Annotated in this window: 21 protein-coding genes and 1 tRNA gene; 15 read left to right on the forward strand and 7 right to left on the reverse strand. The window is 62.8% G+C overall.

Going from position 1 to position 25,922, the window contains the following annotated elements; genetic code table 11:
* Positions 1-210 precede the first annotated feature (210 nt).
* From E8L03_RS02440 to E8L03_RS02465, 6 genes are all read left to right on the forward strand, one after another.
* A tRNA-Leu gene (locus E8L03_RS02440) sits at positions 211-295 on the forward strand.
* 139 nt (positions 296-434) lie between these two features.
* A complete protein-coding gene (gene tig, locus E8L03_RS02445) occupies positions 435-1,790 on the forward strand; it encodes a trigger factor (RefSeq protein ID WP_144305573.1) in 1,356 nt (451 codons plus the stop codon).
* Positions 1,791-2,018: 228 nt separating this feature from the next.
* A complete protein-coding gene (gene clpP / locus E8L03_RS02450; protein ID WP_144305574.1) occupies positions 2,019-2,621 on the forward strand; it encodes an ATP-dependent Clp endopeptidase proteolytic subunit ClpP in 603 nt (200 codons plus the stop codon).
* A gap of 39 nt (positions 2,622-2,660) precedes the next feature.
* Positions 2,661-3,926, forward strand: a complete 1,266-nt coding sequence (gene clpX, locus E8L03_RS02455) for an ATP-dependent Clp protease ATP-binding subunit ClpX (protein ID WP_144305575.1) — start codon at positions 2,661-2,663, stop codon at positions 3,924-3,926.
* 294 nt (positions 3,927-4,220) lie between these two features.
* A complete protein-coding gene (lon, locus tag E8L03_RS02460) occupies positions 4,221-6,689 on the forward strand; it encodes an endopeptidase La (protein ID WP_171266470.1) in 2,469 nt (822 codons plus the stop codon).
* A gap of 243 nt (positions 6,690-6,932) precedes the next feature.
* Positions 6,933-7,976, forward strand: coding sequence for an IS481 family transposase (locus tag E8L03_RS02465; RefSeq protein ID WP_171266471.1), 1,044 nt, complete (start codon positions 6,933-6,935; stop codon positions 7,974-7,976).
* Between the two features lie 436 nt (positions 7,977-8,412).
* Here E8L03_RS02465 and E8L03_RS02470 read toward each other — a convergent pair whose 3' ends face one another.
* The gene (locus E8L03_RS02470; RefSeq protein WP_171266472.1) at positions 8,413-8,961 is read right to left on the reverse strand and encodes a hypothetical protein; all 549 of its coding nucleotides are present in this window, start codon (positions 8,959-8,961) and stop codon (positions 8,413-8,415) included.
* A gap of 480 nt (positions 8,962-9,441) precedes the next feature.
* Between E8L03_RS02470 and E8L03_RS02475 the strand changes: the two genes are divergently transcribed.
* Entirely contained in the window at positions 9,442-10,140 is a 699-nt protein-coding gene (locus E8L03_RS02475) for a hypothetical protein (RefSeq protein ID WP_171266473.1), read from the forward strand.
* A 27-nt stretch (positions 10,141-10,167) separates the two neighbouring features.
* Here E8L03_RS02475 and E8L03_RS02480 read toward each other — a convergent pair whose 3' ends face one another.
* From E8L03_RS02480 to E8L03_RS02495, 4 genes are all read right to left on the reverse strand, one after another.
* Complete coding sequence (locus E8L03_RS02480) at positions 10,168-10,617, reverse strand: GNAT family acetyltransferase (protein ID WP_144305579.1); 450 nt, start codon at positions 10,615-10,617, stop codon at positions 10,168-10,170.
* Positions 10,618-10,876: 259 nt separating this feature from the next.
* Entirely contained in the window at positions 10,877-11,491 is a 615-nt protein-coding gene (locus tag E8L03_RS02485) for a FlgO family outer membrane protein (protein ID WP_167512469.1), read from the reverse strand.
* 27 nt (positions 11,492-11,518) lie between these two features.
* On the reverse strand, positions 11,519-11,815 hold the full coding sequence (locus E8L03_RS02490) for a hypothetical protein (protein ID WP_144305580.1): 297 nt from the start codon (positions 11,813-11,815) through the stop codon (positions 11,519-11,521).
* 8 nt (positions 11,816-11,823) lie between these two features.
* Positions 11,824-12,762 (reverse strand): FlgO family outer membrane protein, encoded by a 939-nt coding sequence (locus tag E8L03_RS02495; RefSeq protein WP_144305581.1) that lies wholly within the window; start codon positions 12,760-12,762, stop codon positions 11,824-11,826.
* Positions 12,763-12,972: 210 nt separating this feature from the next.
* Here E8L03_RS02495 and ispG point away from each other — a divergent pair, with 210 nt between their 5' ends.
* The 7 genes from ispG (at position 12,973) to dxs (ending at position 21,763) form a co-directional block, all read left to right on the forward strand.
* Positions 12,973-14,097: a flavodoxin-dependent (E)-4-hydroxy-3-methylbut-2-enyl-diphosphate synthase gene (ispG, locus tag E8L03_RS02500; protein ID WP_235896599.1), complete on the forward strand. Its 1,125-nt coding sequence runs from the start codon at positions 12,973-12,975 to the stop codon at positions 14,095-14,097.
* Positions 14,097-15,827: a proline--tRNA ligase gene (locus tag E8L03_RS02505; RefSeq protein WP_144305582.1), complete on the forward strand. Its 1,731-nt coding sequence runs from the start codon at positions 14,097-14,099 to the stop codon at positions 15,825-15,827. Before ispG ends, E8L03_RS02505 begins: the two co-directional genes overlap by 1 nt.
* Positions 15,828-16,103: 276 nt before the next feature.
* A complete protein-coding gene (gene xseA / locus E8L03_RS02510; protein WP_171266474.1) occupies positions 16,104-17,549 on the forward strand; it encodes an exodeoxyribonuclease VII large subunit in 1,446 nt (481 codons plus the stop codon).
* Positions 17,546-18,511, forward strand: a complete 966-nt coding sequence (locus E8L03_RS02515) for a M23 family metallopeptidase (protein ID WP_144305584.1) — start codon at positions 17,546-17,548, stop codon at positions 18,509-18,511. Before xseA ends, E8L03_RS02515 begins: the two co-directional genes overlap by 4 nt.
* Entirely contained in the window at positions 18,508-18,798 is a 291-nt protein-coding gene (xseB, locus tag E8L03_RS02520; protein ID WP_144305585.1) for an exodeoxyribonuclease VII small subunit, read from the forward strand. Before E8L03_RS02515 ends, xseB begins: the two co-directional genes overlap by 4 nt.
* The gene (locus tag E8L03_RS02525) at positions 18,795-19,721 is read left to right on the forward strand and encodes a polyprenyl synthetase family protein (RefSeq protein ID WP_144305586.1); all 927 of its coding nucleotides are present in this window, start codon (positions 18,795-18,797) and stop codon (positions 19,719-19,721) included. Before xseB ends, E8L03_RS02525 begins: the two co-directional genes overlap by 4 nt.
* A 140-nt stretch (positions 19,722-19,861) precedes the next feature.
* Positions 19,862-21,763, forward strand: a complete 1,902-nt coding sequence (dxs, locus tag E8L03_RS02530) for a 1-deoxy-D-xylulose-5-phosphate synthase (RefSeq protein ID WP_171268417.1) — start codon at positions 19,862-19,864, stop codon at positions 21,761-21,763.
* An 83-nt stretch (positions 21,764-21,846) separates the two neighbouring features.
* Here dxs and E8L03_RS02535 read toward each other — a convergent pair whose 3' ends face one another.
* Complete coding sequence (locus E8L03_RS02535) at positions 21,847-23,520, reverse strand: long-chain-fatty-acid--CoA ligase (RefSeq protein ID WP_171266475.1); 1,674 nt, start codon at positions 23,518-23,520, stop codon at positions 21,847-21,849.
* 95 nt (positions 23,521-23,615) lie between these two features.
* On the opposite strand from E8L03_RS02535, the gene E8L03_RS02540 reads away from it, so the two are divergent.
* A complete protein-coding gene (locus tag E8L03_RS02540) occupies positions 23,616-24,329 on the forward strand; it encodes a glycerophosphodiester phosphodiesterase family protein (RefSeq protein ID WP_171266476.1) in 714 nt (237 codons plus the stop codon).
* A gap of 180 nt (positions 24,330-24,509) precedes the next feature.
* Here the strand turns inward: E8L03_RS02540 and E8L03_RS02545 are convergent, their stop codons facing one another.
* A complete protein-coding gene (locus E8L03_RS02545) occupies positions 24,510-25,811 on the reverse strand; it encodes a phenylacetate--CoA ligase family protein (RefSeq protein ID WP_171266477.1) in 1,302 nt (433 codons plus the stop codon).
* Between the last annotated feature and the right edge of the window lie 111 nt (positions 25,812-25,922).

The following is a 25,922-nucleotide window of genomic DNA, read 5'->3' on the forward strand; positions in this document are numbered from 1 at the left end:
TTCCCTACCTCGGGTCGGGCATCCGGCTGTGGGGCCGGGGGCGACGCGCCTCTTTGCCACATCACGGCGGGGTCGCCTGTTTGGCAGCGGTTAATCCGTCACCTTTACACCCGCACTCCGGGCTTTATTTCTTGGCAATATTCGTGTAACGAACCTCGTTTCCCGAGCGCTTTTGGCGAGCGGGATGCGCAACCATGCGTTTTATTGAGCGCGAGAGTGGCGGAATTGGTAGACGCACTGGATTTAGGTTCCAGCGGCTTAGTCCGTGGGAGTTCGAGTCTCCCCTCTCGCACCAGGCCATATTTTCCGTCCGGTCCAATTTTGTTCGACGCCAAGCGGCTGTGGACCTCCCCGCGAGGCAGAGCCCGGGACCGTGTCGAGATTTGTAGAGAATGCCCGCAGGCAGCGACCCGGGCGAGTGAGGAGGAATTCTGATGGAATACAAAGTCGAGGAAGTTTCGCCGGTCAAGCGCTTGATCCATGTGACCGTGCCGGCCGAGGAAGTGGATGCGTCGTTGTCTGCAACGATCGCCATGTACGGCCGTGACGTCAAAATCGACGGCTTCCGCAAGGGCAAGGTGCCTGCATCCGTGGTGGAGGGCCGCTTCCACAAGCAGATTTACAGCGAAGCCACCACCGAGCTCGTCAACGTGCACATCAACGAGATTGTGGGCGAGCTGAAGGTGAACCCGGTCTCGCGCATCGATTTCGACGGCGACCTGCTCAAGCGCGGCGAGGAGTACACCTACACGCTGAACTTCGAGGTCATGCCCGAGTTTCCCATGCCCGCCTACGAGGGCATCGAGGTCGAGGAAGAGGAGCCCGTGGTTGATCCGGACGAAGTGCAGGCCGTCATCGACCGCATCCGCAACCAGATGGCCGAGCTCCAGCCCATCGGCGAGGACCGCGCGCCCAAGGACGGCGAAATCGCCGTCATCGACTTCCAGGCCTACGACGAGAACGGCGAGCCCATCGAGGGCATCAAGGCCGACAACTTCGAGCTGCCCCTGGGCGAGGGCCAGGCCCTGGTGGACTTCGAGTCCGTGGTCAAGGGCCTGAAGGCCGACCAGGAAGGCGAGGGCGAAGTGGTCTTCCCCGAGGACTTCCTGAACGAGGAGCTGGCCGGCAAGAAGGTGACCATGAAGGTGAAGCTGCACGCCGTGAAGGAGCGCAAGCTTCCCGAGGTGGACGCCGACTTCGCCAAGAAGGCCGGTGGCTTCGAAAGCGTGGACCAGATGAAGGAGACCGTGGAGAAGTCCTACATGCAGAGCCGCTCCCAGCTCGCCCGCTCCCAGGCGCAGAAGGAGCTCCTGGACAAGCTGCTGAAGATGGTGGACTTCGAGATTCCGGACGCCATGCTGGATCGCCACGTCAACGCCATGGTGGACGAGCAGCGCCACCGCATGGAGCAGCAGGGCAAGAGCCTGGAGTCTCAGGGCAAGACCGTTGAGGAGCTTCGCGAAGAGGTGAAGCCCCACGCCGAGGAGCTCTCCCGCAGCGAGATCTTCCTGCTGACCCTGGCCCACAAGGAAGAGATGCAGGTCTCCGAGCAGGAGATCGACTTCTACTTCCGCCAGATGGCCTCCCGCAGCGGCGAGGACTACAACCAGCTCAAGCAGCTCTACATGGAAAACAACCTCATCTGGGTTGTTCGCGACAAGCTGCTCGCCGACAAGGCCATGGAGCTCCTGTATTCCAAGGCCGCCGTCACCAAAGTGCCTCCGAAGAAGGACGAGGAGGGGGGCGAAGCTCCCGAGGCCGAGGGTTCTGCCGAGTCTGAAGAAGAGTAGGACCGGCCGGAGCCGCACTCGCTCCTGAGCCCATTCCGGATTTATCGAAGGGGAGCGGCCTTGAAGCAGGCTGTTCCCCTTTCTGCGTTTTCTGGAGCGCAGGAGGCAATGGCGTAATGTTTAGAATTTTTCTATGGACGCCTGAAATGCCTCTTGCGTATGGTTTGCGGGAGACCTAATGTATCGTATACAATTGCCGAAACAATTCCGTAACCAAGGAGCAAAAATATGAGCTGGGCTTCCGTGCCTATCGTCATCGAGACGACGGGCCGCACCGAGCGTGCCTACGATATCTACTCCCGTCTGCTCAAGGATCGGATCATTCTGCTGGGCACGCCCATTGACGATCAGATCGCGAGCCTTATCTGTGCACAGCTTCTCTTTCTGGAGTCCGAGAACCCGGAGAAAGAGATCAATCTGTATATCAACTCCCCGGGCGGCGTGGTGACGGCCGGCATGGCCATCTACGACACCATGCAGTACATCTCTGCGCCGGTGGCCACGCTCTGTCTGGGTCAGGCCGCGTCCATGGCTGCGCTGCTGCTCTGCGCCGGTGAGAAGGGCATGCGCTACACCCTGCCCCACAGCCGGATCATGATCCACCAGCCCATGGGCGGCTTCTCCGGCCAGGCCACGGACGTGGACATCCAGGCGCGCGAAATTCTGCGCCTCAAGGACTCTCTGAATCATATCATGTCCAAGCACACGGGGCAGGATATCGAAAAGGTGTCCAAGGACACGGATCGCGACAACTTTATGGGCGCCAAGGAGGCCGTGGAGTACGGCCTGGTGGACGAGATCCTGGAGTCCCGTCAGGATATGAAGAGCTAAAGTTACACATGACCCGTGTAGAACAAGGATCATTGCGTTATGTCGAATAAAGGCACCATGCCTTCCGAGCTTCAGTGCTCATTCTGCGGCAAGGGCCAGGACGAGGTGCAGCGCCTCATCGCAGGGCCGGACGTCTATATCTGCGACGAGTGCGTCTCCTTGTGCAACGAGATCATTGCGCAGGAGAACATCAACGAGGACCTCGAAGAAGGCCGTCTCCTCTCGCCGGAGGAGATCAAGAACAAGCTGGAAGAGTACGTTATCGGCCAGACCCAGGCCAAGAAGATACTCGCCGTGGCGGTGCACAACCACTACAAGCGGGTCTTCTTCTCCTCCCAGGCCGCGGCGGACGATGTGGAGCTGGAAAAGTCCAACATCCTCCTCGTCGGCCCTACGGGCTGCGGCAAGACGCTGCTGGCCAAGACCCTGGCGCGCGTGCTCAACGTGCCCTTCGCCATTGTGGACGCCACCACGCTGACCGAGGCCGGCTACGTGGGCGAGGACGTGGAGAACATCCTCGTGCAGCTGTTGCAGAACGCGGACTACGACATCGAGTCCGCCTCGCGCGGCATCATCTACATCGACGAGATCGACAAGGTGGCGCGCAAGGGCGACAGCCCCTCCATCACTCGCGACGTTTCGGGCGAAGGCGTGCAGCAGGCACTGCTCAAGATCATCGAGGGCACCGAGGCCAACATCCCGCCCAAGGGCGGCCGCAAGCACCCCCAGCAGGAGTTCATCCGCCTCGATACCTCGAACATCCTGTTCATTATGGGCGGCGCCTTCATCGGCCTGGAGAAGATCATCGAGCAGCGGCTTTCGGGCAGCTCCCTCGGCTTCTCCGCGCAGCTCAAGCGCAAGGCCGAGGACGACCTCTCAGCCATCTACTCCGAGATCCACCCCGTGGACCTCAACAAGTTCGGGCTGATTCCCGAGTTCGTGGGCCGCATTCCCGTGGTCACCCACGTGGAGGAGCTGGGCGAGGACGACCTGGTGCGCATCCTGACCGAGCCCAAGAACGCGCTGACCAAGCAGTACCAGAAGCTGTTCGAGCTCGATAAGATCAAGCTGCGCTTCACCCAGAACGCCATGCGCGCCATTGCGCACAAGGCCATCGAGCGCAAGACCGGCGCCCGCGGCCTGCGCAACGTCATGGAAAACATCATGCTCGACATCATGTACTCCCTGCCGTCGCTCTCCGGGGTCAAGGAGTGCGTCATCAACAAGGGCGTGGTGGAGAAGGGCATGGAGCCCCTGCTGATCTACAAGCAGCAGGAGCAGGAAGCCAAGAAGACCGGTTCCTAGAACCGGCTGTGATATTCGGCGGAAGGGCCGGCGCCGGGGCAGTTTCCGGCGCCGCGCCTGCCGGACCATTCGCAGGAAGGTCCGCTCCGCCTGTCTCCCCGGTGGCGAGTCCGCCGGTACGTCAGCTCTTTGAAAGCGCGATCTGCGATCCGGCGACGCGCGCCGCACCGGCACAATCCCTCCCGGCCGCGTTGACAACACCGCACAGCGTTTTACTCTAGAGGATACTGACGTGATTCTCGCGCATCCGCGCGGGAGTCGACGCAACGAACAACCTCTCGAGGAGTTTTTTACATGGCTGAATTCGAAAGCATTTATGACGACATCGGCGGTGACGAGCTGCGCCTTCCGCTCATGTCCCTGCGCGAGGTCGTCATGTTCCCTCGCTCCATCGTCCCTCTGTTCGTGGGTCGGGAGGCTTCCATCAAGGCGATCGAGAACGCGCTCGCCAACTACGACAAGAAGATATTCCTTGTGGCTCAGCGTGAGCCCGAGATCGAAAAGCCCGAGGCCAAGGATCTCTTCGAGATCGGCACGGTCTCCAAGATCCTGCAGCTTCTGCGGCTGCCCGACGGCACCATCAAGGTTCTTTTCGAGGGTCTGCACCGCGCCCGCTGGAACCCCGTGTTCGACAATGCGGTTCTGGAGCCGGAGTTCCCCATGGCCCGCGTGCGCGAGGTCTTCGAGCCCGACTTCAACGAGACCGAGTCCCGCGCCATCATCCGCGCGGTCAACGAGTCCCTGGAAGAGTACGGCAAGATCAACAAGAAGGTCGCGCCCGAGACCATCTCGGCCATGTCTGCGCTGACCCATCCCGGCAAGCTCGCCGACGCGGTCATGCCCCACCTCAAGGTGGAGTACCCCAAGAAGCAGGAGGTCCTGGAGATTTTCGACCCGCTGACCCGGCTCGAAGAGGCTTTCGGCCTGCTGCAGGGCGAGATCGAGATCACTTCGCTGGAGAAGAAGATCAAGTCGCGCGTGAAGAACCAGATGGAGCGCAACCAGCGCGACTACTACCTCAACGAGCAGATGAAGGCGATCTCCAAGGAGATGGGCCGCGAGGACGACCCGGCCGTGGAGATGGCCGAGCTCGAAGAGAAGCTCAAGTCCAAGAACATGCCGGAGGACGCCCGGGAAAAGGCGCTCAAAGAGGTCAAGAAGCTCAAGACCATGCCGCCGTCCTCGGCCGAGTACACCGTGGTCCGCAACTACGTGGACTGGATTCTGGACCTGCCGTGGGACGAGCTCAAGGCGACCAACATCGACCTGGACGAGGCGCGCAAGATCCTGGACGACGACCACTACGCCCTGGACAAGCCCAAGGAGCGCATTCTGGAGTTCCTGGCCGTGCAGAAGCTGGTGGACTCCATGAAGGGCCCCATCCTCTGCCTGGTGGGTCCTCCCGGCGTGGGCAAGACCTCGCTGGCCAAGTCCATCGCCCGCGCCACGGGCCGCGACTTCGTGCGGCTCTCCCTGGGCGGCGTGCGCGACGAGGCCGAGATCCGCGGCCACCGACGCACCTACGTGGGCGCTCTGCCGGGCAAGATCATCCAGTCGCTCAAGCGCGTGCAGTACAACAACCCGCTCTTCTGCCTGGACGAGATCGACAAGATGTCCATGGACTTCCGCGGCGATCCCTCGGCGGCGCTGCTGGAGGTGCTGGACCCCGAGCAGAACTATACCTTCAACGACCACTATCTGGACATGGACTACGACCTGTCCAAGATATTCTTCATCACCACGGCCAACACGCTGCACTCCATCCCCCTGCCGCTGCAGGACCGCATGGAGATCATCCGGCTGCCCGGCTACCTGGAGGTGGAGAAGAAGCACATCGCCAAGCAGTTCCTGGTGCCCAAGCAGCTTGAGGCCAACGGCCTGAAGGAGCAGAACCTGCAGCTCTCGGACAACGCGGTGCTGGAGATGATCCGGCGCTACACCCGGGAGGCCGGCGTGCGTAACCTGGAACGCGAGATCGCCGCGGTCTGCCGCAAGGTGGCCATGAAGCTGGTGGAAGAGGATGACATGGAGAAGACCGTGCACGTCTCCACCCAGTCCATCCCCACCTACCTGGGCGTGCCGCAGCACCGCCACGGCGAGAAGGAAGACGAGCCGGCAGTGGGCGTGACCACCGGCCTGGCCTACACCGAGCTGGGCGGCGAGCTGCTGGTTGTGGAAACCACCCTCATGCCCGGCGAGGGCAAGGTGGAGATCACCGGCAAGCTCGGCGACGTGATGCAGGAGTCGGCCCGCGCGGCGCTCTCCTACGTGCGTTCCCGCTCGCACCTCTTTGGCCTGCGGCCCAACTTCCACAAGTCCGTGGACATCCACATCCACGTTCCGGAAGGCGCCGTGCCCAAGGACGGCCCCTCGGCCGGCATCACCCTGGCCACCACGCTGGTGTCCGCGCTGATGAACGTGCCGGTGCGCAACGATCTGGCCATGACCGGCGAGATTACCCTGCGCGGCCGGGTGCTGCCCATCGGCGGCCTGCGCGAGAAGCTCCTGGCGGCCCACCGCGGGCTGATAACCAAGGTGCTCATTCCGGCGGACAACGCCAAGGATCTCAAGGAAGTGCCCGACGATATCCTCAAGGGCCTGGAGATCGTGGAGGTGGAGCACATGGACCAGGTGCTGGAGCACGCGCTCATCGGCGGCCACGACGGCCTGTTCAGCGAGGACGAGTGCGAGCCCGTGGCCAAGACCCTGCTCAAGGGCTACAAGCCCGAGGAGCAACCGGCGGCCAACAACCACCAGCACTAAGCATCGAGATTGATCTGGGCCGTACGGTCCGGGTGACTCACACAACGCAACAAAGCGGGACTCCCAGGAAGGGGGTCCCGCTTTTTGTATGGGATTGGGAGGGGGAGCAAGGGAGGTGTCTACTGCTTGAACTGAGATGGATATAACCTGACACCTGGGCCACCAAAAGGTTGTGGTCATGCCGTCCCTGGCTGGGTATCGATGGAGTTGCGAAGCTTCACGAACCCTTTCGAGGAGAACGCCATGACCACGAAACGCAAAGTAGCACGAAGGAAGATGAGTCTGCTAGAGCTGGCCACTGAATTGGGCAACGTCAGCAAAGCGTGCAAAATCATGGGCTATTCCAGGCAGCAGTTCTACGAGATCCGGCGCAACTACCAGACCTTCGGCGCCGAAGGTCTATTGGACCGCCTGCCCGGGCCGCGAGGCCCGCACCCCAACCGCGTCGACGAGGCTGTCGAGCAGGCCATCCTCGACTACTGCTTGGCTCACCCCACGCACGGGCCGCTCCGCGTCGCCCAACAGCTTGTCCTGCAAGGCGTCCAGGTCAGCTCCGGCGGTGTCCGCGGCGTCTGGAGCCGGCACGGCTTGCTCACCCGACACGAGCGACTGCTACGGCTGGAGAAGAGCGTGCGGGCGCAGCGCCTCGAACTCTCGGACGAGCAGATTCGCGTTCTGGAGCGCTTCAGCCCCGAGTTCCGCGACCGACACATCGAGACGCGCCACACCGGCGACCTCGTGGCCGTGGACACCTTCTTCGTGGGCACGCTCAAGGGGGTCGGACGCGTGTATTTGCAGTCGGTTATCGATTGTCATAGCCGCTACGCCTGGGGCCGGCTCTACACCACCAAGCTGCCAGTGACCGCGGTCCACGTGCTCAACGAGGACGTGCTGCCGTTTTTCGAGGAGCACGGCGCGCGCATTTCGACGATTCTCTCGGACAACGGTCGCGAGTTCTGCGGTCGCCCGGACAAGCATCCGTACGAATTGTTCTTGCAATTAGAAGGGATTGAGCACCGGACAACGCAGGTTCGCCGGCCGCAGAGCAACGGCTTTGTGGAGCGGTTGCATCGGACATTGCTCGACGAGCATTTCCGCATCAAGGGCCGCGAGAAGTGGTACGAATCGGTGGAGGAAATGCAAGAGGATCTGGACAGTTACCTGAACCACTACAACCGGGAACGCACCCATCAGGGCCGCGGCATGGACGGCCGAGTGCCCTACCAAGCGTTCCTGGACGGCATCGTAATCGACGAAGCAGAGGTAGAAAAAGAAGAAGCAGCGTAGCCATCACCCCGCCAGGGGCGGAGTGTCAGGTGACTACTATCTCTGTACATACTGCTTCCACAAGCGTATAGTGCCGATGAGGAAGAACATGTTCATGAATATTGTTGAAATAAGCATGAACGTTGTTCCAAACGTGTAGCCAAACATTCTGGTCGTGATACCATGCTGTGCCAGGATGATTATGCCTATGACGTTGTATACGCTGCTCAGGGTGATGAGGATTGACAGCAGAATTGTTGCCAATCGGAAATTTTTGATAGACAAAAATCCGAGTATAGACACGGCAATGAAAGCGGTACTTGTTGTGAGCACCCTATGAGGAATGTAAATTACTTGTAGCACTATTTTTAACGCGTATATTGACAGGTATATTGGGATAAATGTATTTTTTATAAATAAATTTTTGTGCATCATCTTAAACCTATGCCTAGAATGTTTAGTTATTGGAGTCGCAATCACTAGCAGTAATGTTATTTTCAATTCGTTGAATTACCTTGCTGTGAGCATTAGATCCATATCGATAGCCATCAATAAACGCATCCCAATAGGAATATGACTCTGCCATTGCTTTGAATTGAGTTGACCAATTTGAGCAATCCTCATAATCTATTGCTTTCTGTTTTAACGTGCGCCGCACCTTCTTCTGCAAGCCCTTAACCAAAAATGGTGATTCATAGCCAAGCCATGTTTCCATAGGTGTTGAATGCCAGTAATCCTTCTCCTTTGGGCCGTACAATTCGTGTAACAGTTTTCCGGCATCTTTTATGCCGACAGTATCCGAGCCCATCGAAACTGAGTGCAGATGGTTTTGCTCCCTGCCGTTGTTGACCTTCCTTGTGTTTGAGGCTGTTGCTTTCACAGGTTGCAGAGTGCACTTGCAGTTGGGATGCGGCCGTTTCAGCTTTATGGCATCAGGATGAAGTACTTTCTGCCGTCGCGGGCCACGCAGTCGATGCACGCGCCCGGGCTGGCTCGCCAGACCCATTGGGCCAGTGGATTTACTTCATAAATCTGTTTATCCGTAGCAGTCAATAACGGTTCATACGAACTTTTTACGGTCATCCTTTAGCCCCTCATGCTCGTTGTTCTCGATGCGAAAACAGTAGGGCGAGGAGCCGGTGAGAAAACACCCGGAAACATGGCCGTCTTGCCGACAGCAGTATAGGGGCCCGAGGAGCAGCCGGCGGCCAACAACCACCAGCACTAAGGGTTACGCGAGCCACGAATTCGACCACGGACTGATTGATCCGCATACACAACGCAACAAAGCGGGGCTCCCGAGATGGGGGTCCCGCTTTTTACGTTGACGTTTCATTTGCCGGCCCCGTGTATGAGTTCTGTGAAATCGGCCTGCCATGTGTTGCCGGCGGCAGTTCCACGAGGCATGAGAAAGGTGTTCAGATTTCTTAAGAATCGGCGCCCTTCTCATGGGGGGGCATAATCATCGTGCCAAAAGGGTATTCTTATGAAGACGCGTGCCTTGCTGGCTGTGTCCTGCCTGCTTTTCGCTGCTGCGTGCGCCAATGATCCGGCTTCGGTCAAGGATACGGTGCTGAACAATGCACACCAGTGGTTTGCCGCTGCTTCGAACGAGACCGTGCGCCTGGATGACGATGCCTTCCAGATGGTCCATCTCAGGAGCGGTGAAACAGCCTACCTCGTGGGAGCGGTGTTCGAGGATCGCGGCAGGAACGCAAAGGCGAGCACGCTGCTTGTGCGCCCGGATACGCAGGAAGCCCGAGAGGTCCAGAGAATAATCAGGAAGTTCCACGTCGAAGACTTCAATGGGGACGGCGTCTCCGAGGTCCTGGCCGACACCCATGCCCGCTGGGGTGGATGGGACGGCGGAACGTGGTCCATCATCCAGTTTGACGGCTGGGAGCCCGTGATACTGCATCAGGCAGAGTATTTTGAAACTGATGCGGCGTGGGAGGCCGTCGGCTTGACCCACGAGTGCATCGACACGACGTGGCGATTTCACGCCAGGGGCAATGCGACATGCCTGGCCGAGCAGATCCGCATACAAAAGGACGAGCAGGTATCGGAAGTCACAGCCGCGTATCTGTTTCAGCGGTCCGGTGTTGCGCCCATGGATTTCGGAGAGTGTGAGAGCTGGCCGGCGCGCAAGGATCTGAGCACCGACCTTGTGGCGGAAAAAGAGTAAGGAAGGGACGGCTGGCCCCGGCGGGCATCACCCATCCAACCTTTTCCCGTAGCTCACGACCGCATCCCTCGTGAACCCCAGGGACTCGTAGAAGCCGCGGCATTGGATATTGGTCTCGCGGATCTGGAGGTTGATTTTGGGGCAGCCCATGGCCTGGAGCTTCTCCTTGATGCAGCCCAGCAGCTTTCTGCCCAGGCCGGTGCGCTGGCGTTCCGGCAGCACGGCCAGGTAGTATATCCAGCCGCGGTGACCGTCGTAGCCGCCCATGATCGTCCCCACCACCTTGTACACGCCCTCGTTCTCCGAAAGCGCCACGAGAAAGAGCCCGTCGTTCAAACGCAGCTTTGTCCGGATGTCCTTCCAGGGATCGTTTTGCGGCGCAAGCAGGCCGCACGCGCGCCAGACCTCGATAATGCCCTCGGCGTCATTCAGGGTGCAGGGCCGGATGATGAGTTCATTGACTGCGTTTTGAATCATGGCGGCTCCCGGGCAGGTTAGAGGGTGAGGGACTCCTGTCTGCTGCCGGCCGGCCAGGGCAGCTCTGAACATAAGTTTATTGTATAAATGGAGTTCAATCGTTCTGCAAGTTGAATTCAATCGCGCTGTCGATGGCTCATCGAAAAATCACCCCCATTCTGTGCGATAGCGCACGCCGCAACGAAAAAAAGCGCCGTCGGACATGCCGGCGGCGCTTTGGATTGGCGTCTTCTGTCAGAATGGAGCGTAGTCTGGCGCCTCAGTGGGCGGCCATCATCGCGTCCCTGGTGAACTGCGTGTACACCGTGGGAGCAATGCCGGCGTTGCTGCTCATTTCGGCGTCACCCATGAGCTGCCGGGCCTCGCTGTCCAGCGGCAGGCTCATGCTCGACATGGCCAGCACCTCGTTGCTGGCGGCGTGCACCAGCCGGATGTTGAAGCGCACGTTCTGCGTGGTGGTCGTGTACGTGCCGATGAGCACCAGGGCGGACTGCACGGCGCGTTCGCCCAGCAGGAACACCCGCCGCGTCAGCATCAGCTCGCCGGTCTGCGGTTTGAACAGCACGGACACGCCCTTGCGAATCTCCTGCACGCGGTAGCCGGTCTTGGTGAACTGCATGGCCAGCTCCTCGGCCAGCAGCCGGGAAAGCGGCGACGCCGTCTCCAGGTCGTTCAGGTTCACGGGCGTGGTCACGACAAGGGTGGGGCCGTTGTTGCCCAGGGCGGACTGGCCCAGCTTCTCGGCCATCTGCTGGTTGAGGTCCTCGGCCAGGGCCTGGGCCATGCGTGGCAGCCGGGCGCCCATGGCCGGGCCGGCAAAGATCAGCAGAAGTAGCAGGGAAAGAACGATGGCCGGGGTTGTGGTGCGGCGCATGGCGCGTCTCCTTATCTGCGCCGCGGGCTAGCGGCGGCTGCGGATGGCGGCGTTTACAGAGGCCATCTCGCGGTCAAGCAGTTGTTGCATTTCCTGGGTCCGCGCCGAGGAGCGGGCAAGGGCCAGATGTTCGCGGGCGATCTCGTACCGGCCCTGGGCCATGTAATCCCGGGCGCGGTAGAGGTTCCACAGGCTCTGCTCGTTGTAGGGTACGGACGCCACCTCGGCGTTGGCCGGTTGCCGGTAGACGCCATCGCAGCCGGCTATGGACAGGGCCCACAGGATCATGAGCACCGTGATGAGTATGCTGGTGGGTATGCGCATGTCGGGCCTCAGCGTACGTCGAAACCTTTGTCGATGTCGGTGAGCCGGGATTGGCCCACCATGGTGTCGTAGTCCTTCACGCTGACGAACGCCTGCTCCAGCGTGCGCGTGGTGTTGGCCAGCATCTGCTTGGAGATCATTGTCTGCGGGAAGACCACGTTGCCGGCGCGCAGGACGCGGCCCGTGGTAGCTTCCACCAGCCTAGCGTTGACAAAGACGTTGTAGTGGTCGGAGTAGTAGGTGCCCACCAGGATGGCAACGCCGCGGCGCTGGCGCGTGGGGCCGGGTACCCGGCGGGAAAGCAGGAAGTCGCCCTGGCCGGGGCGGGAGTTGATGGCCGAGTCGAGGCGGTACTCGTTCACCTGGTAACCGCGCCGGGCAAACTCGTACATCATCTGCTCGGACAGATAGCGGCCAAAGGACGATGTCTCGTCAAAGTTGTCCTGGCTGACAAAGGAGGTGGGCAGGGCCATGGTGGCTGTCACGCCCGGGGCGATGGGCCCCTCGGCCAGCTGGTCGGCCAGCTCCTTGACGATCAGCTTGAGCTCCCGCGCGGCCACGTTGTTCGGGTCCTGCGGCACCATGGGCTGCCGTGGTCCCATCCATACATAGCCGCCGCGGCCGTCCGGCACCAGCATGCCGGAGTACATGTCCTCCATGGGCAGGATGTGCGTGTCCTGGCCATCCACCACGCCTTTCTCCGCCTTGCCCACGCTCATGGTCGCGCCCTGGTCCAGAAACTGGTGGCGCACCGGGACGGCTGTCTCGGAGTCGGCCGCCGGCGGCGCGGGCGTGCCGCCTACCGATTCTACAGGCAGGGGACCCTCTACATAGGGGCCGTCCGCCGGCACGGGCTGGGCGCCGGACTGTGCGAAAGAGGCCACAGCCGTCAGGGCCAGGCCCATGGCGCAGATAAATATGAGAATGATGCGAAAGACGATTTGCATTGGTGTGCGCTCCTTGCCGAATATGCGCCAGACATCCATGTCGGGCGCGCTTTTCCACCGTGCTTGTTCTTTTGTATCGACACTCCGGCGGCTTCCTTAAGGTCCTGCACATAAAAAACATGAACAGCCCGTGCGGCGGGCCTTGCACCAGACCCTTTTCTTGGGCGATGAAATAACGTAAGGCGAGGTCCACCGAGGCGAACGACATCCATGACACAGCATTCAGAGCATCAGCCGAGTATGGTTGATCCCTACCGCCCGCAACGGCGGCAGACGCGCACCATCCACGTGGGCGACGTGCCCCTGGGCGGGGATCATCCCGTGGTCGTGCAGTCCATGACCAACACGGACACGCGCGATGCGGAAACGACCATTGCCCAGATAGCGGCCCTGGCCGACGCAGGCGCGGCTCTGGTGCGCTGCGCCGTGCCGGACATGAAGGCTTCGGAAGCATTGCGATCCATCCGCGAGGCATCGCCTGTGCCGATCATCGCGGATATCCACTTCGACCACAAGCTGGCCCTGGCGGCGCTGGAAGCCGGCGTGCAAGGCCTGCGCATCAACCCCGGCAACATCGGCAACGAGGCCAAGGTGGACGCCGTGGTCAGCGCGGCCAAGGCGGCAGATGCGGCCATCCGCATCGGCGTCAACTCCGGCTCCGTGGAAAAGGAGCTGCTGGCGAAGTTTGGCGGCCCCACGCCCGAGGCCATGGTGGAGTCCGCGCTGAAGCACGTGGCCATGCTGGAGAAGCGCGGTTTTTATGAGACCAAGATCTCGCTCAAGTCGTCGTCGGTCACACATACCGTGGCCGCCTACCGCATTCTGGCCGAGCGGGTGGACTACCCGCTGCACATTGGCGTGACCGAGGCCGGCACGCTGCTGTCCGGTTCGGTGAAGTCCGCCGTGGGCCTGGGCGTGCTGCTGTACGAGGGCGTGGGCGATACCCTGCGTGTCTCCCTGACGCACGACCCGGTGGCCGAGGTGGGCGTGGCCTGGCAGATTCTGCGCAGCCTGGGCCTGGGCGAGCGCGGACCCGAGATTATATCCTGCCCCACATGCGGGCGGACGGAAATAGATCTCATACCTCTGGCAGAAGAGGTTGAGGCGAGACTCAGGACCGTGGACGAGGTGTTCACCGTGGCGGTCATGGGTTGCGTGGTCAACGGACCCGGCGAGGCGAAAGAAGCCGACATCGGCATCGCCGGCGGCCGGAACAAGGGAATAATTTTCAAGAAAGGCGAAGTGGTCCGCACAGTCCGTGGCCGGGAGAATCTCCTGCCCGCGTTCATGGAGGAGCTGGACGCCTTTCTCGCACACCGCAGGGGAGAATCCTGATGCGTCTTTCCGCTCTTTACATGCCGACTCTCAAAGAGGCCCCGGCCGACGCCGAGGTCATCAGCCACAAGCTCCTGGTACGCGCCGGCATGATCCGCAAGCTCACGTCCGGCATTTACACCTATCTCCCCCTGGGAAGGCGCAGCCTGGACAAGATCGCCCAGATCATCCGCGATGAGATGAACGCCGCCGGCGCCCAGGAAATCGTCATGCCCATGGTCCAGCCCGGCGACCTCTGGAAGGAGAGCGGCCGGTGGGAGGCCTATGGGCCGGAGCTTATGCGCATCAACGACCGCCACGGCCGCGACTACTGCCTGGGACCCACGCATGAGGAGGTCGTTACCGACCTGGTGCGCGGCGAGGTGCGCTCCTACCGCCAGCTGCCGCTGAACCTCTACCAGGTGCAGACCAAGTTCCGCGACGAGATTCGCCCCCGCTTCGGCCTGATGCGCGGCCGCGAGTTCATTATGAAGGATGCCTACTCCTTTGATAAGGACATGCCCGGCGCCGACGCCAGCTATGCCTCCATGTACGAGGCGTACAACCGCGCTTTCACCCGCCTGGGCCTGCGCTTCCGCGCCGTGCAGGCGGACTCCGGCGCCATCGGCGGCTCCTTCTCGCACGAGTTCATGGTCCTGGCCCTGACCGGCGAGGACACTATCGTGACCTGCACCCGCTGCGAGTATGCGGCCAACCTGGAGAAGGCCGAGGTCCGCTACGCTGGCGAGATATGCGAGAAGGGCGAGTGCCCGCCGCTGGAAGAGGTCTCGACTCCGGGCACGCACACCGTGGCTGCGGTGGCGAACTTCCTGGGCGTGCACGAGGAGCAGATCCTCAAGACGCTGCTTTACGATGCCGACGGCGAGGCGGTGGCAGTGCTCCTGCGCGGCGATCGCGAGCTCAACGAGATCAAGCTGAAGAACCTCATCGGCGCGACCAGCCTGGAGCTGGCAAGTCCCGAGCAGGTCACGAAGTGGACGGGCGCGGCAGTCGGTTTTGCCGGTCCCGTGGGCCTTCTGGGCGTGGAGCGCATCTACGCCGACGAGGAGGTGCTGCGCAGCACCAACTGGGTGGCCGGAGCCAACAAGGACGACGCCCACGTGCGCCATCTGGACATCGACCGCGACGTGAAGCTGACCGGCAGCGCGGACCTGCGCACCGTGACCCTGACCGATCCCTGCCCGGCGTGCGGCGGCCCCATCGAGATGCCCCGCGGCATCGAGGTGGGCCACGTCTTCAAGCTGGGCACCAAGTACAGCGAGGCCATGGGCGCCACCTTCCTGGACGAGGGCGGCAAGGAACAGCTCATGATCATGGGCTGTTACGGCATCGGCGTCTCGCGCATCCTGGCCGCGGCCATCGAGCAGAACAATGACGAGTTCGGCATCGTGTTCCCGCCGTCCATCGCGCCGTACGAGGTCGCGCTGCTCACCCTGGGCGCCAAGGACGAGGCTGTTGTGGCCAAGTCCGAGGAGCTGTACCAGCTGCTCTCGGCCAAGGGTGTGGAGGTGCTGCTGGATGACCGTAATGAAAGGCCCGGCGTGAAGTTCAAGGACGCGGACCTCGTAGGCTTCCCCATCCAGCTCGTGGTGGGCGGCAAGGCCCTGGCCCGCGGCGTGGTGGAGGCCAAGGACCGCCGCACCGGCGAGAAAACCGAGCTTGCCGTGGACAACTTCGAGCAGGCCTTTGACGAGTTCCGCAGCCGCGTGCTGGACGGCTGGGCCCTGTAGCAGGCTGTTTTATTGACGCCGGCGGCGCTCGCTGGTGGTTCCGGAGTGTGCCCGAGCTGTGGGTAGTCACAGCGCGCATCCTCCCGGAGCTTCCCCGTGCGCTTGCCGGCGTGTTTGTTGAAGAGCCCGGCGCAATGGCCTTTGTGAACAGACTTTCGGCGCGCCCTTTCTTCTACGCTGTCCGCCTGTTATGGTGTATGCCGTTTTAAGGGCGAGGCGGATGGCCGCTGTTCAGAGTCGCATAATGCACCGGATTTCTTGGGGAGCTGGTTTCCCATGCACATATTCACGGTCCGCGAGATAACCGACCGGGTCAAGAACCTGCTGGAGACCGAGTTCCCGTTCCTCTGGGTGCGGGGGCAGGTCTCGAACCTCTCGCGGCCGTCCTCCGGCCATCTCTACTTCGCGCTCAAGGACAACGACGCGCTGATCAATGTGGTCTGGTTCCGCGGCTCCCAGCGCGGGGCCGATGACGGGGTGGACCAGCTTACCGGCGAGATCGTAGAGGAAGGCGTCTCCGCCGCCGAGCTGGCCGACGGCCTGGAGAACGGCCAGGAAATTCTCGTGGGTGGCATGATCAATGTCTACCCGCCGCGGGGAGTGTATCAGCTGCGGGCCGAGCTCGTGCAGCCCGTGGGCCTGGGGGAACTGCATCTCCGCTTCGAGGCGCTCAAGAAGAAGTTTGCCGCGCGCGGCTGGTTCGACCAGGATCGCAAGCGGCCGCTGCCGGCCCGTCCCACCCGCATTGCCTTGATCACCGCGCCGGACAGCGCGGCCTACGCAGACTTCACCACTCTGGCAGCCAAGCGCGGCCTGCCGGCGCGTATCCGCGTGTACGCCAGCCCTGTGCAGGGCGAGGAAGCGCCGAAAGCCCTGGCCCGCGCCATCCGCGCGGCCGGACGCCAGCGCTTCGCCCAGGTCGTGGTGCTCATCCGTGGCGGCGGCTCCCTGGAGGACCTCTGGGCCTTTAATACGGAAGAAGTCGCCCGCGCCGTGTACGAATCGCCCATTCCGGTGCTGGCCGGCGTAGGACACGAGGTGGACCACTCCATTGCGGACATGATTGCCGACGTACGCGCAGCAACGCCGTCTCATGCGGCGCAGCTGCTCTGGCCGGAGCGCGCGCAGCTCATGCAGGAGACGGACGAGCTGGAGTTCCGGCTGCTGGGTGCGATCACCCGCCGCATGGACAGCCTGGAAACCACGCTGGCGCAGCAGGAGCGCGGTCTGGCCTGGCTCTCGCCGGCCTCGCGTCTGGCTGAGCGGGAGCAGAGGCTTTCCAGCCTCCTCAACAGGCTGCAGACCGCCGGGGCGCTGATCCCGCAGCGCATCGACGCGCAGCTTTGCCGCATCGAGGACCGCCTGTTCCGCGCCAACGGCCAGGAGCGCGTGGAGCGGCTGGAGTACTTGGTAGACGGCTTGGCCGACCGCCTTTCGCGTGGCGGGACCTATGCCCTGGGGCACTGCGCCGCCGTTATCAACAGTCTGGAAGCCCGGCTGGCCGGGGCCGACCCCACGGCGCCGCTGAATCGGGGTTTCGCCCTGGTGCGGGCTACGGAACAGGATGGCGGGCGCTTTATCCGCGCGGCCGGGGATGTGCAGGCCGGGAACTGTCTGGAGATCATTTTCCGCGACGGCGCCGTGGACGCCACGGCGCAACAGGTGCGGCCCGGCGAGGGACTGCCCGCAGCATACGGCACAGAGCCGGAGGACGAGGCATGAGCCGCAACCGCCCCATCGTCATTCTGGTCCTGGCCTGCGCGGCGCTTTGTATGGCCGGCACCGTGCGCAACGCCGCGGCGTTGCAGCAGAGCCTCGGACCAGTGTCCCTCTATGTGCAGGACCACGTGACCGAAGGCGAGGCGTTCATGGTGACCATCCGTTCGCCGTACCCCATGCCGGACATCGAGTGCCTGTGGGAGGGCCGGACCATCCGCACCCAGGCCGTGCGCGAAACAGGCAGTGGGGCGCATGGGTTCATGGCCCAGGTGCTGCTGGGCGTGGGGCTTGTCTCCCGCGACGACCCGCCGCACTCGGAGCTCTTTCCGCTCACGATACGCGTGCGCGGGTACGAGGAAGTCTACACGTTCACGCCCACCATACTCCGCATTCCCGGCGATTTTCCGGTGCAGAAGCTCTCCCTGCCGCGCAAGTACAGCCACCTTTCGGCCGATGACCTGGCGCGGACCATCAGCGAGAGGGCCGATATCCAGGCTGCGCTGGCCACTTTCACCAACGAACGCTACTGGGAATGCCCCATGCGCCGGCCCGTGCCGGGCGAGGTGTCCGGCGTCTTCGGCATGAAGCGGTTCATCAACGGCGAGCCCAGGCAGCAGCATGGCGGGGTGGATATGCGCGGCAAGTATGGCACGTCGGTGCACGCCTGCTGGGAAGGCCGCGTCATCCTGACCGGCGAACATTTCTTTGCAGGCCGTTCTGTTTTTGTGGATCATGGCCAGGGCGTGATCAGCATGTACTTTCATCTGTCGGACATCATGATCCGCGAGGGACAGCGGGTGATGCCGGGCGAGGTCATCGGCCGCGTGGGCAGCTCCGGCCGGGTCACAGGGCCGCATCTGCACTTCGGGCTCAGCATTCTGGGCGCGGCCGTGGACCCCATGCCGCTGATGCAGCCAGCGTGCGGCGTGGTGCTGCCCAAGAACTTTGAAGGAGATACGCCATGAGCGAGCAACGCGCAGGCGAAGCGAATTTTGAGAGCGAGCTGGAACGGCTCAAGGAAGTGGTGGGCAAGCTGGAGACCGGCGAGCTGCCGCTGGAGGAGAGCGTGTCTCTGTTCCGCGAGGGCATGGGGCTGGCAAAGTCGTGCCGCAAGCGTCTGGCCGAGGCCCGGCACGAGATCGAGACGCTTTCCAGGGAGGACGTCGCCGACATGGCTGGGCCGGACCCCAAGCCGCTGGGTGACGACGAGCCGGAGCAGCAATCGCTGCTCGGCAGGGAGATGAAGGAATGAGTGACGATATCGCCGCCCGCGTTAAAGATGCGCTGCGCGATCTGTCCATACATGTCGAAGCGTTTCTGGCCTCGTGCATGGCGGACCGGGATATTCCGGACGCGCTGCGCGAGTCCATGGCGTACAGCCTCATGGCCGGAGGCAAGCGTCTGCGGCCGTGCCTCTGTCTGGCCTGGGCCGAGCTCTGCGGTCTGGAACGGGCCAGGGCGCTGCCCTTTGCCGCGGCCATCGAGTGCATCCATACCTACTCTTTGATCCACGACGACCTGCCGGCCATGGATGACGACGACATGCGCCGGGGCAAGCCCTCCAACCACAAGCAGTTCGGCGAGGCCACGGCGATTCTGGCCGGGGACGGGCTGCTGACCGAGGCGTTTTTGTTCATGACGCGCGCCCAGTCCGAGCCGGCCCAGGTGCTGGAGGCTGTGGCCGTAATGGCGCGCGCCGCCGGAGCCGAGGGCATGGTGGGCGGCCAGGTGCTGGATATGGAGTACACCGGCCGCGTGCTGGCCGAGGAGGGTGATCCGGTCACGCTCGATCAGCTCAGGACCATGCACTCCATGAAGACCGGCGCGCTCATCCGCGCCTCGTGCGAGGCCGGGGCCGTGCTGGCCTGCAGCGGCGGGGTGCAGCGGCGCCTTGCCAAGGAGTACGGCGCGCATCTGGGCCGCGCGTTCCAGATTGTGGATGATATTCTGGACGAGGTGGGGGATGAAAAATCCCTGGGCAAGCCAGTGGGCAGCGACCGCGACAAGGGCAAGACCACATACGTGAGCCTGGTGGGTCTGGAGCGGAGCCGCGAGCTGGCCGAAGAGGCCACGCAGCAGGCGTTGCATGCGTTGGAGCGTCTGACCGGCGTGGAACCGGACTGGGTCGATTTTCTGCGCGATCTCGCACAGTATGTGCTTATCCGGGCGGTCTGACGTAGGAAAAGGGCCGTGTACAGGGTTGCCGCCAGCGGCCGGACGTGTCAGTGTACTTCCGCTTCGCTGTACCGGAGTGCCGTTTTTTTCAGCATACATAGAATCACATGACCAAGGTTCACAAAGTGCCCGCCATCCTCATGCCGTCGGAAAGCCTTCCTGCGGAGTTAACATATCGCGATCTCGCCGACATGAACACGGACGAGATGGCGGCCGTAGCAGAAGGCCTGCGCCGCGAAATAATTGATGTCGTGTCCCAGAACGGCGGGCATCTTGCTCCTTCCCTAGGCGTGGTCGAGCTCACGGTGGCCATGCTCAACGTGTTCAATCCGGCCAAGGATCGCATCATCTGGGATGTGGGCCACCAGGCCTACGCCTATAAGATCCTCACGAGCCGCCGCAAGCTGTTCCACACCCTGCGCACCATGGGCGGGCTCTCCGGCTTCCCCAAGATGAGCGAGAGCCCCTACGACCATTTCGGGGTGGGCCACTCCTCCACCTCCATCTCTGCCGCGCTGGGCATGGCCATGGGCCGGGATCTCAACGCCGACGACTCAAAGATCATCGCCGTCATCGGCGATGGCTCCATGACTGCCGGCCTGGCTTTCGAAGGGTTGAACCAGGCAGGGGACATGGGCCGCGACCTCATAGTGGTGCTCAATGACAACGAGATGTCCATCTCGCGCAACGTGGGCGCGCTTTCCAGCTTCCTGTCGCGCAACCTGTCCGCCCGCTGGCTCAAGAAGTTCAAGCGGGAGACGGAGAATTTCTTCAAGCAATTGCCTGGTATAGGCAACGATATTGCCGACTACATGCGCAAGAGCGAGAGCTCGTTCAAGGGGTTCTTCACCCCTGGTATGCTCTTCGAGGCGTTCCGCTTCAACTATATCGGTCCCATCGATGGCCACGACCTGGGCGATCTGGTGGACGTCTTCGACCATGTGAAGCGCCTGGATGGGCCCAACCTCGTCCACGTGCTGACGCGGAAAGGCAAGGGCTATGAGCCGGCCGAGTCCAACCCCACGTACTTCCATGGAGTAGGCTGCTTCGAGCCCGAGACCGGCCAGGTGAAGAAGTTCACCGCCAACGGCTGCCCGGAAATTCCCAGCTATACCGAGATATTTGGCAATACGCTCACCAGCCTTGCCGGCAAGGACCCCTCGATCATCGCCATCACCGCGGCCATGCCCGAGGGCACCGGGCTGAATCGCTTTGCCGACGCCTATCCGGAGCGGTTCGTGGACGTGGGCATTTGCGAGCAGCACGCCGTGACCTTTGCCGCCGGACTGGCCACGCAGGGCTACAAGCCTGTGGTCGCCATCTACTCCACCTTTTTGCAGCGCTCCTACGACCAGATCGTGCACGACGTCTGTCTGCAGAAGCTGCCGGTGGTCTTCTGCCTGGACCGCGCCGGCCTGGTGGGCGAGGACGGCCCCACGCACCACGGCGCATTCGACATCGCCTATCTCCGGCACATCCCGGAAATGGTACTGATGGCGCCCAAGGATGAGGCCGAGCTGCAGCACATGCTGGCCACCGCATTGAGTCTGGGCCGGCCCGTGGCCCTGCGCTATCCGCGCGGGCTGGGCGTGGGCGCGAAGCTCTCGAACGCACCGGAGCCGCTTCCCCTGGGCGAAGGCGAAATTCTTCGCGAGGGCAAGGACGCCATGATCCTGGCCCTGGGCAGCCGGGTCTATCCGGCATTGGAGGCCGCCGCCGCGCTGGACAAGGAGGGGCTGGATGTTGGTGTGTTTAATGCGCGCTTCGTCAAGCCTTTGCCGATAGCGCAGATCGTGGAGATCGCTGCGGCGTGCCCGCGGCTCATTCTGGCCGAAGAGCACACCCGCATGGGCGGTTTCTGCTCCGCTGTGCTCGAAGGGCTGGCCGACGCCGACGCCCTGAACGGTCTGACCATCCGCCGCGTGACTCTGCCGGACTCCTTTGTGGAGCATGGCAAACAGAAGGAGCTGCGCGCCGCCGTGGGCATCGACAAGGCCGGGATTATGGACGCCGTGCGCGATGCGTGCGGCCGGCCGGACTGATCTCTTCCGGGTTACGTTTTTTCGATACGCCGCCTTCGGGCGGTTTTTGTTTTTGATGAGGGGCCTTCGGGCCCTCTTCGTGATTACGTGCCCTCCCGCAACTCCTTCCGCAGCAGCTTGCCGATCACCGTCTTCGGCAGCGCGTCCCGCACCTCGATCTCGCGCGGCACCTTGTACGGGGCGATCTTTTCCCGACACCAGGCGATGAGCTCTACCGTGCTCACTGCCGCATCTTCCTCCAGCACCACATAGGCCTGGACCATCTCCCCGCGCGCCGGGTGGCGTTTGCCCACCACGGCCGCGTCCTTCACGGCCGGGTGCTCCATCAGCGTCTCCTCCACTTCGCGCGGGTACACGTTGTACCCGGCCGTGATGATCATGTCCTTCTTGCGGTCCACGATGCGGAAGTAGCCGTCCTCGTCCATTGTCGCGATATCGCCGGTGGCGAACCAGCCGTCCTCCAGCACCTCGGCCGTCTCCTCGGGCCGGTTCCAGTAGCCGCGCATCACCTGCGGTCCTTTGATGAGTAGCTCGCCGGGTTCGCCGGCCGGCAGGTCCTCGCCGGTCTGCAGGTCCACGATGCGGCAGTCCGTGCCCGGCAGGGGCAGACCGATGGAGCCCACCTTGCGTACGCCCTGCAGTGGGTTGAGGTGCGTGACGGGCGAGGTTTCGGTAAGGCCGAAACCCTCCAGGATGCCGGCGCCGGTGAGCTCCTCGAACCGCTGAAGCGCCTCCACAGGCATGGGGGCCGAGCCGGAGATGCAGTACTTGAGCGAGGTCAGGTCGTACTCCGCCAGGTTCTTCTGGCGCATCAGCGCGATGTACACGGCCGGCGCGCCGGGAAAGACCGTGGGGTTGTGCCGGCGGATGGCTTCCAGCACGTCGATGGGCGCGAATCGCGGAAAGGGCAGCATGGCTGCGCACACGGCCGTGGGCAGGGCGATGCACACCGTGAGCCCGTACACGTGGAAGTAGGGCAGCAGGCCGAGGAAGGTCTCTTTTTCCGGCTCCAGCCCGTGGATTACGGCCACGCATTGCTCCACATTGCAGGCCAGGTTCGCGTGGCTGAGCATGGCGCCCTTGGGCCGGCCGGTGGTGCCGCCGGTGTACTGGATGCAGGCCAGGGATTCTTCGGGATTGCCGACGCGGCCGCTTTCCCGGCGGCTGGTGCGCACCAGGTTTTTCCAGGGGATGAGGAAGCGGCCGTCGTACTCCGGCCTGCGGAAGCCCTCGCGCCGGCGCGAGAGGGTGTAGAGCCAGCTCTTGGGAAAGGCCAGGCCATCGGCGATGGTAGTCAGGTAGATGCGTTCCAGCCCGAGCCGGCCCGTCAGGGGCTTCACCTTGCTCCAGAGCCGTTGCAGGGTGACCATGAACCGCGCCCCGGAGTCTCCTACCTGGTGCAGGAGCTCGTGCTCCATGGCCAGCGGGTTGACCATGACGAGCACGCCGCCGGCCTTGAGCACGCCCCAGAACGCGATGATGGTCTGGGGCAGGTTGGGCAGCATCACGGCAACGCGGTCGCCCGGTCGGAGCCCGGCGTCCACAAGGCCTGCGGCCAGCCGTTCCGCCTTGTCTCGCAATGCCGCGTAAGTCAGGCGATAATTCTGAAAAATAAGCGCTGTATGACGCGGATTTTTACTGGCGGCCCGGTCCAGATACGAGTACAGAGGGGTGGTCTCGAAATCGAGGTGCTTCGGGACCTTGGCGTCATAGCTGGCGAACCAGGGCTTGGAGCTGTTGTTGTCGGTGTTGTCCATTGCTGAGACTTGTATCATAAATGCGTGCCGTTCTGCCTGGGGAAATCTTTGCTTTCGCCGGGACGATGCGCTGAAATATGAAGGATGACGCAGGAATGCTCGACTGGCTTGACGGTGTGCTCTTCGCCCACCGCGGACTGCATGGCCCCAACAAACCCGAAAACTCTATAGCCGCCGTGGACGCCGCCGTGTCCAAGGGCTACGGCATTGAGCTCGATCTGCAGCTGACGGCCGACGGCCGCGTCGCCGTGTTTCACGACGACACCCTCAACCGCATGACCGGCAAGCCCGGAAGCATCGGGGATTACACAGCTGCCGAGCTCCAGCAGACGCAGCTCCGCGGGCTGGGCCAGCAGTCCATCCCTCTCCTCAACGCCGTGCTCGCCATGGTGCGCGGCAGGGTGCCGCTCTATCTGGAGCTCAAACCCGCCGGGCCGGTCGGCGCGCTGGAAGCCGCCGTGGCCGCGATGCTCTCGCGCTACAAGGGTCCGGTGCTGATCGCCTCGTTCCAGGGCCTGTCCCTCAACTGGATGGCCGAGCACGCGCCGCAACTGCCGCGCTGTCTGATCATCGGCACCTGTCCGCCCGGACCATTGGGCGAAGCGCAGCACCGTCGCGAACGCTGGCACTACAAGTTGAGCGCCCCGCACGCCGTGTCCGTGGATTGCGAATGCCAGCCGGACGCCTGGGTTGCGCGGCTCGGGCTCCAGGATGTCCCCCTCATTACCTGGACCCTGAAGACGCCAGCCGCCCTGGCCGCCGCCCGCACCTGGGCCAACGCCTACGTGTTCGAAGGCTTTTTGCCGTAGCGCAGGTTCTCTGGGGGACGCTGTCCCTAGAACCCTCTGCCAGGGGAACATTGTTCCCCTGGACCCCAAAAATGGGGTTTTGATTTTCTTGATCGTAGATGGCGGTTGCCATGCGGCCAGGGAGCTTAGCTCCCTGGCGGGTGCCCGAGGGCAGAGCCCTCGGAACCCACAAGTAATTGCCTACTCGCCCCGCTGGTCGATCACGCGTTTGGCCTTGCCCACGCTGCGCTCGATGGACTGCGGCTCCACCAACTTGACGGAGGCGGTCACGCCCAGGAACTCCTTGATGTTTTTCTGGAGCTCGCGTTCGCGGTGCTGCAGATTCTTGATCGCGTCCGAGAACATCTTCTCGTCCACTTCCACCTGCACTTCCATGGTGTCCAACGGGCCTTCGCGGCGCACGATGATCTGGTAGTGCGGGGTGAGGCCGGCGGTTTCCAGCAGCAGGCTTTCGATCTGCGAGGGGAAGACGTTGACCCCGCGGATGATGAGCATGTCGTCGGAGCGGCCCTTGATCCGGTCCATGCGCACGGTGGAGCGGCCGCAGACGCACGGGGTGTAGTTCAGGCTGGAAAGATCCTTGGTGCGGTAGCGGATGAGCGGGATGCCTTCCTTGGTCAGCGTGGTGAAGACCAGCTCGCCTGTCTCGCCGGGGCCCATGGCCTTGCCGTTGGAAGGATCGATGATCTCCGGCAGGAAGTGGTCTTCGTAGATGTGCATGCCGCACTGTGCCTCGTGGCATTCCATGGAGACGCCGGGGCCCATGACCTCGGAGAGGCCGTAGATGTTCACGGCCGTGATGCCCGTCTTGGCTTCGATGTCGCGGCGCATCTCGTCAGTCCAGGGCTCGGCCCCAAAAACGCCGATCTTGAGCGGCAGCTCCCTGAAGTCGATTCCCATTTCGCGCGCGGTCTCGTGCAGAAAGATCATGTACGACGGCGTGCAGCAGATGACCGTGGGGCCGAAGTCCTTGAGCAGGGAGATCTGCCGGCGGGTGGCGCCGCCGGACACGGGCACCACGGTGGCGCCCAGCTTCTCCGCGCCGAAGTGCACACCCAGGCCGCCGGTGAACAGGCCGTAGCCGTAGGCGTTGTGGATGATGTCCCTGCGGGTGGCGCCGGCCATCATCAGGGAGCGGGCGATGCACTCGGCCCAGATGTCCAGGTCGCGCTGCGTGTAGCCCACCACGGTGGCGCGGCCGGTGGTGCCGCTGGAGGCGTGCAGCCGCACGATGTTTTCCTTGGGCACGGCGAACATGCCGTAAGGGTAGTGGTTGCGCAGGTCCTGCTTCTCGGTAAAGGGGAGGTACTGCAGATCGTTCAGGCTGCGGATGTCCGCCGGGGTGATGCCCGCCTCGTCGAACTTTTTCTTGTAAAAGGGGACGCGAGCATACACGCGTTCGCAGAGGTCCTTGAGCCGGCGAAGCTGCAAGGCCTCCATGTCTTCGCGGGGGAGGGTCTCCTTGTCCACGTTGTAGATCATGTGAGGGCTCCTTGGCGTAATGTGGAAATCGGCCAACGTAAAAAGATTTCTGTCTGGATGCCCCACGGCGCGGCCCGCGGTCAAGAGCGGGGAGGCGGCGGGGCTGTTTTC

Origin of the sequence: Oceanidesulfovibrio marinus (assembly GCF_013085545.1) — a bacterium.
GTDB lineage: Bacteria > Desulfobacterota > Desulfovibrionia > Desulfovibrionales > Desulfovibrionaceae > Oceanidesulfovibrio > Oceanidesulfovibrio marinus.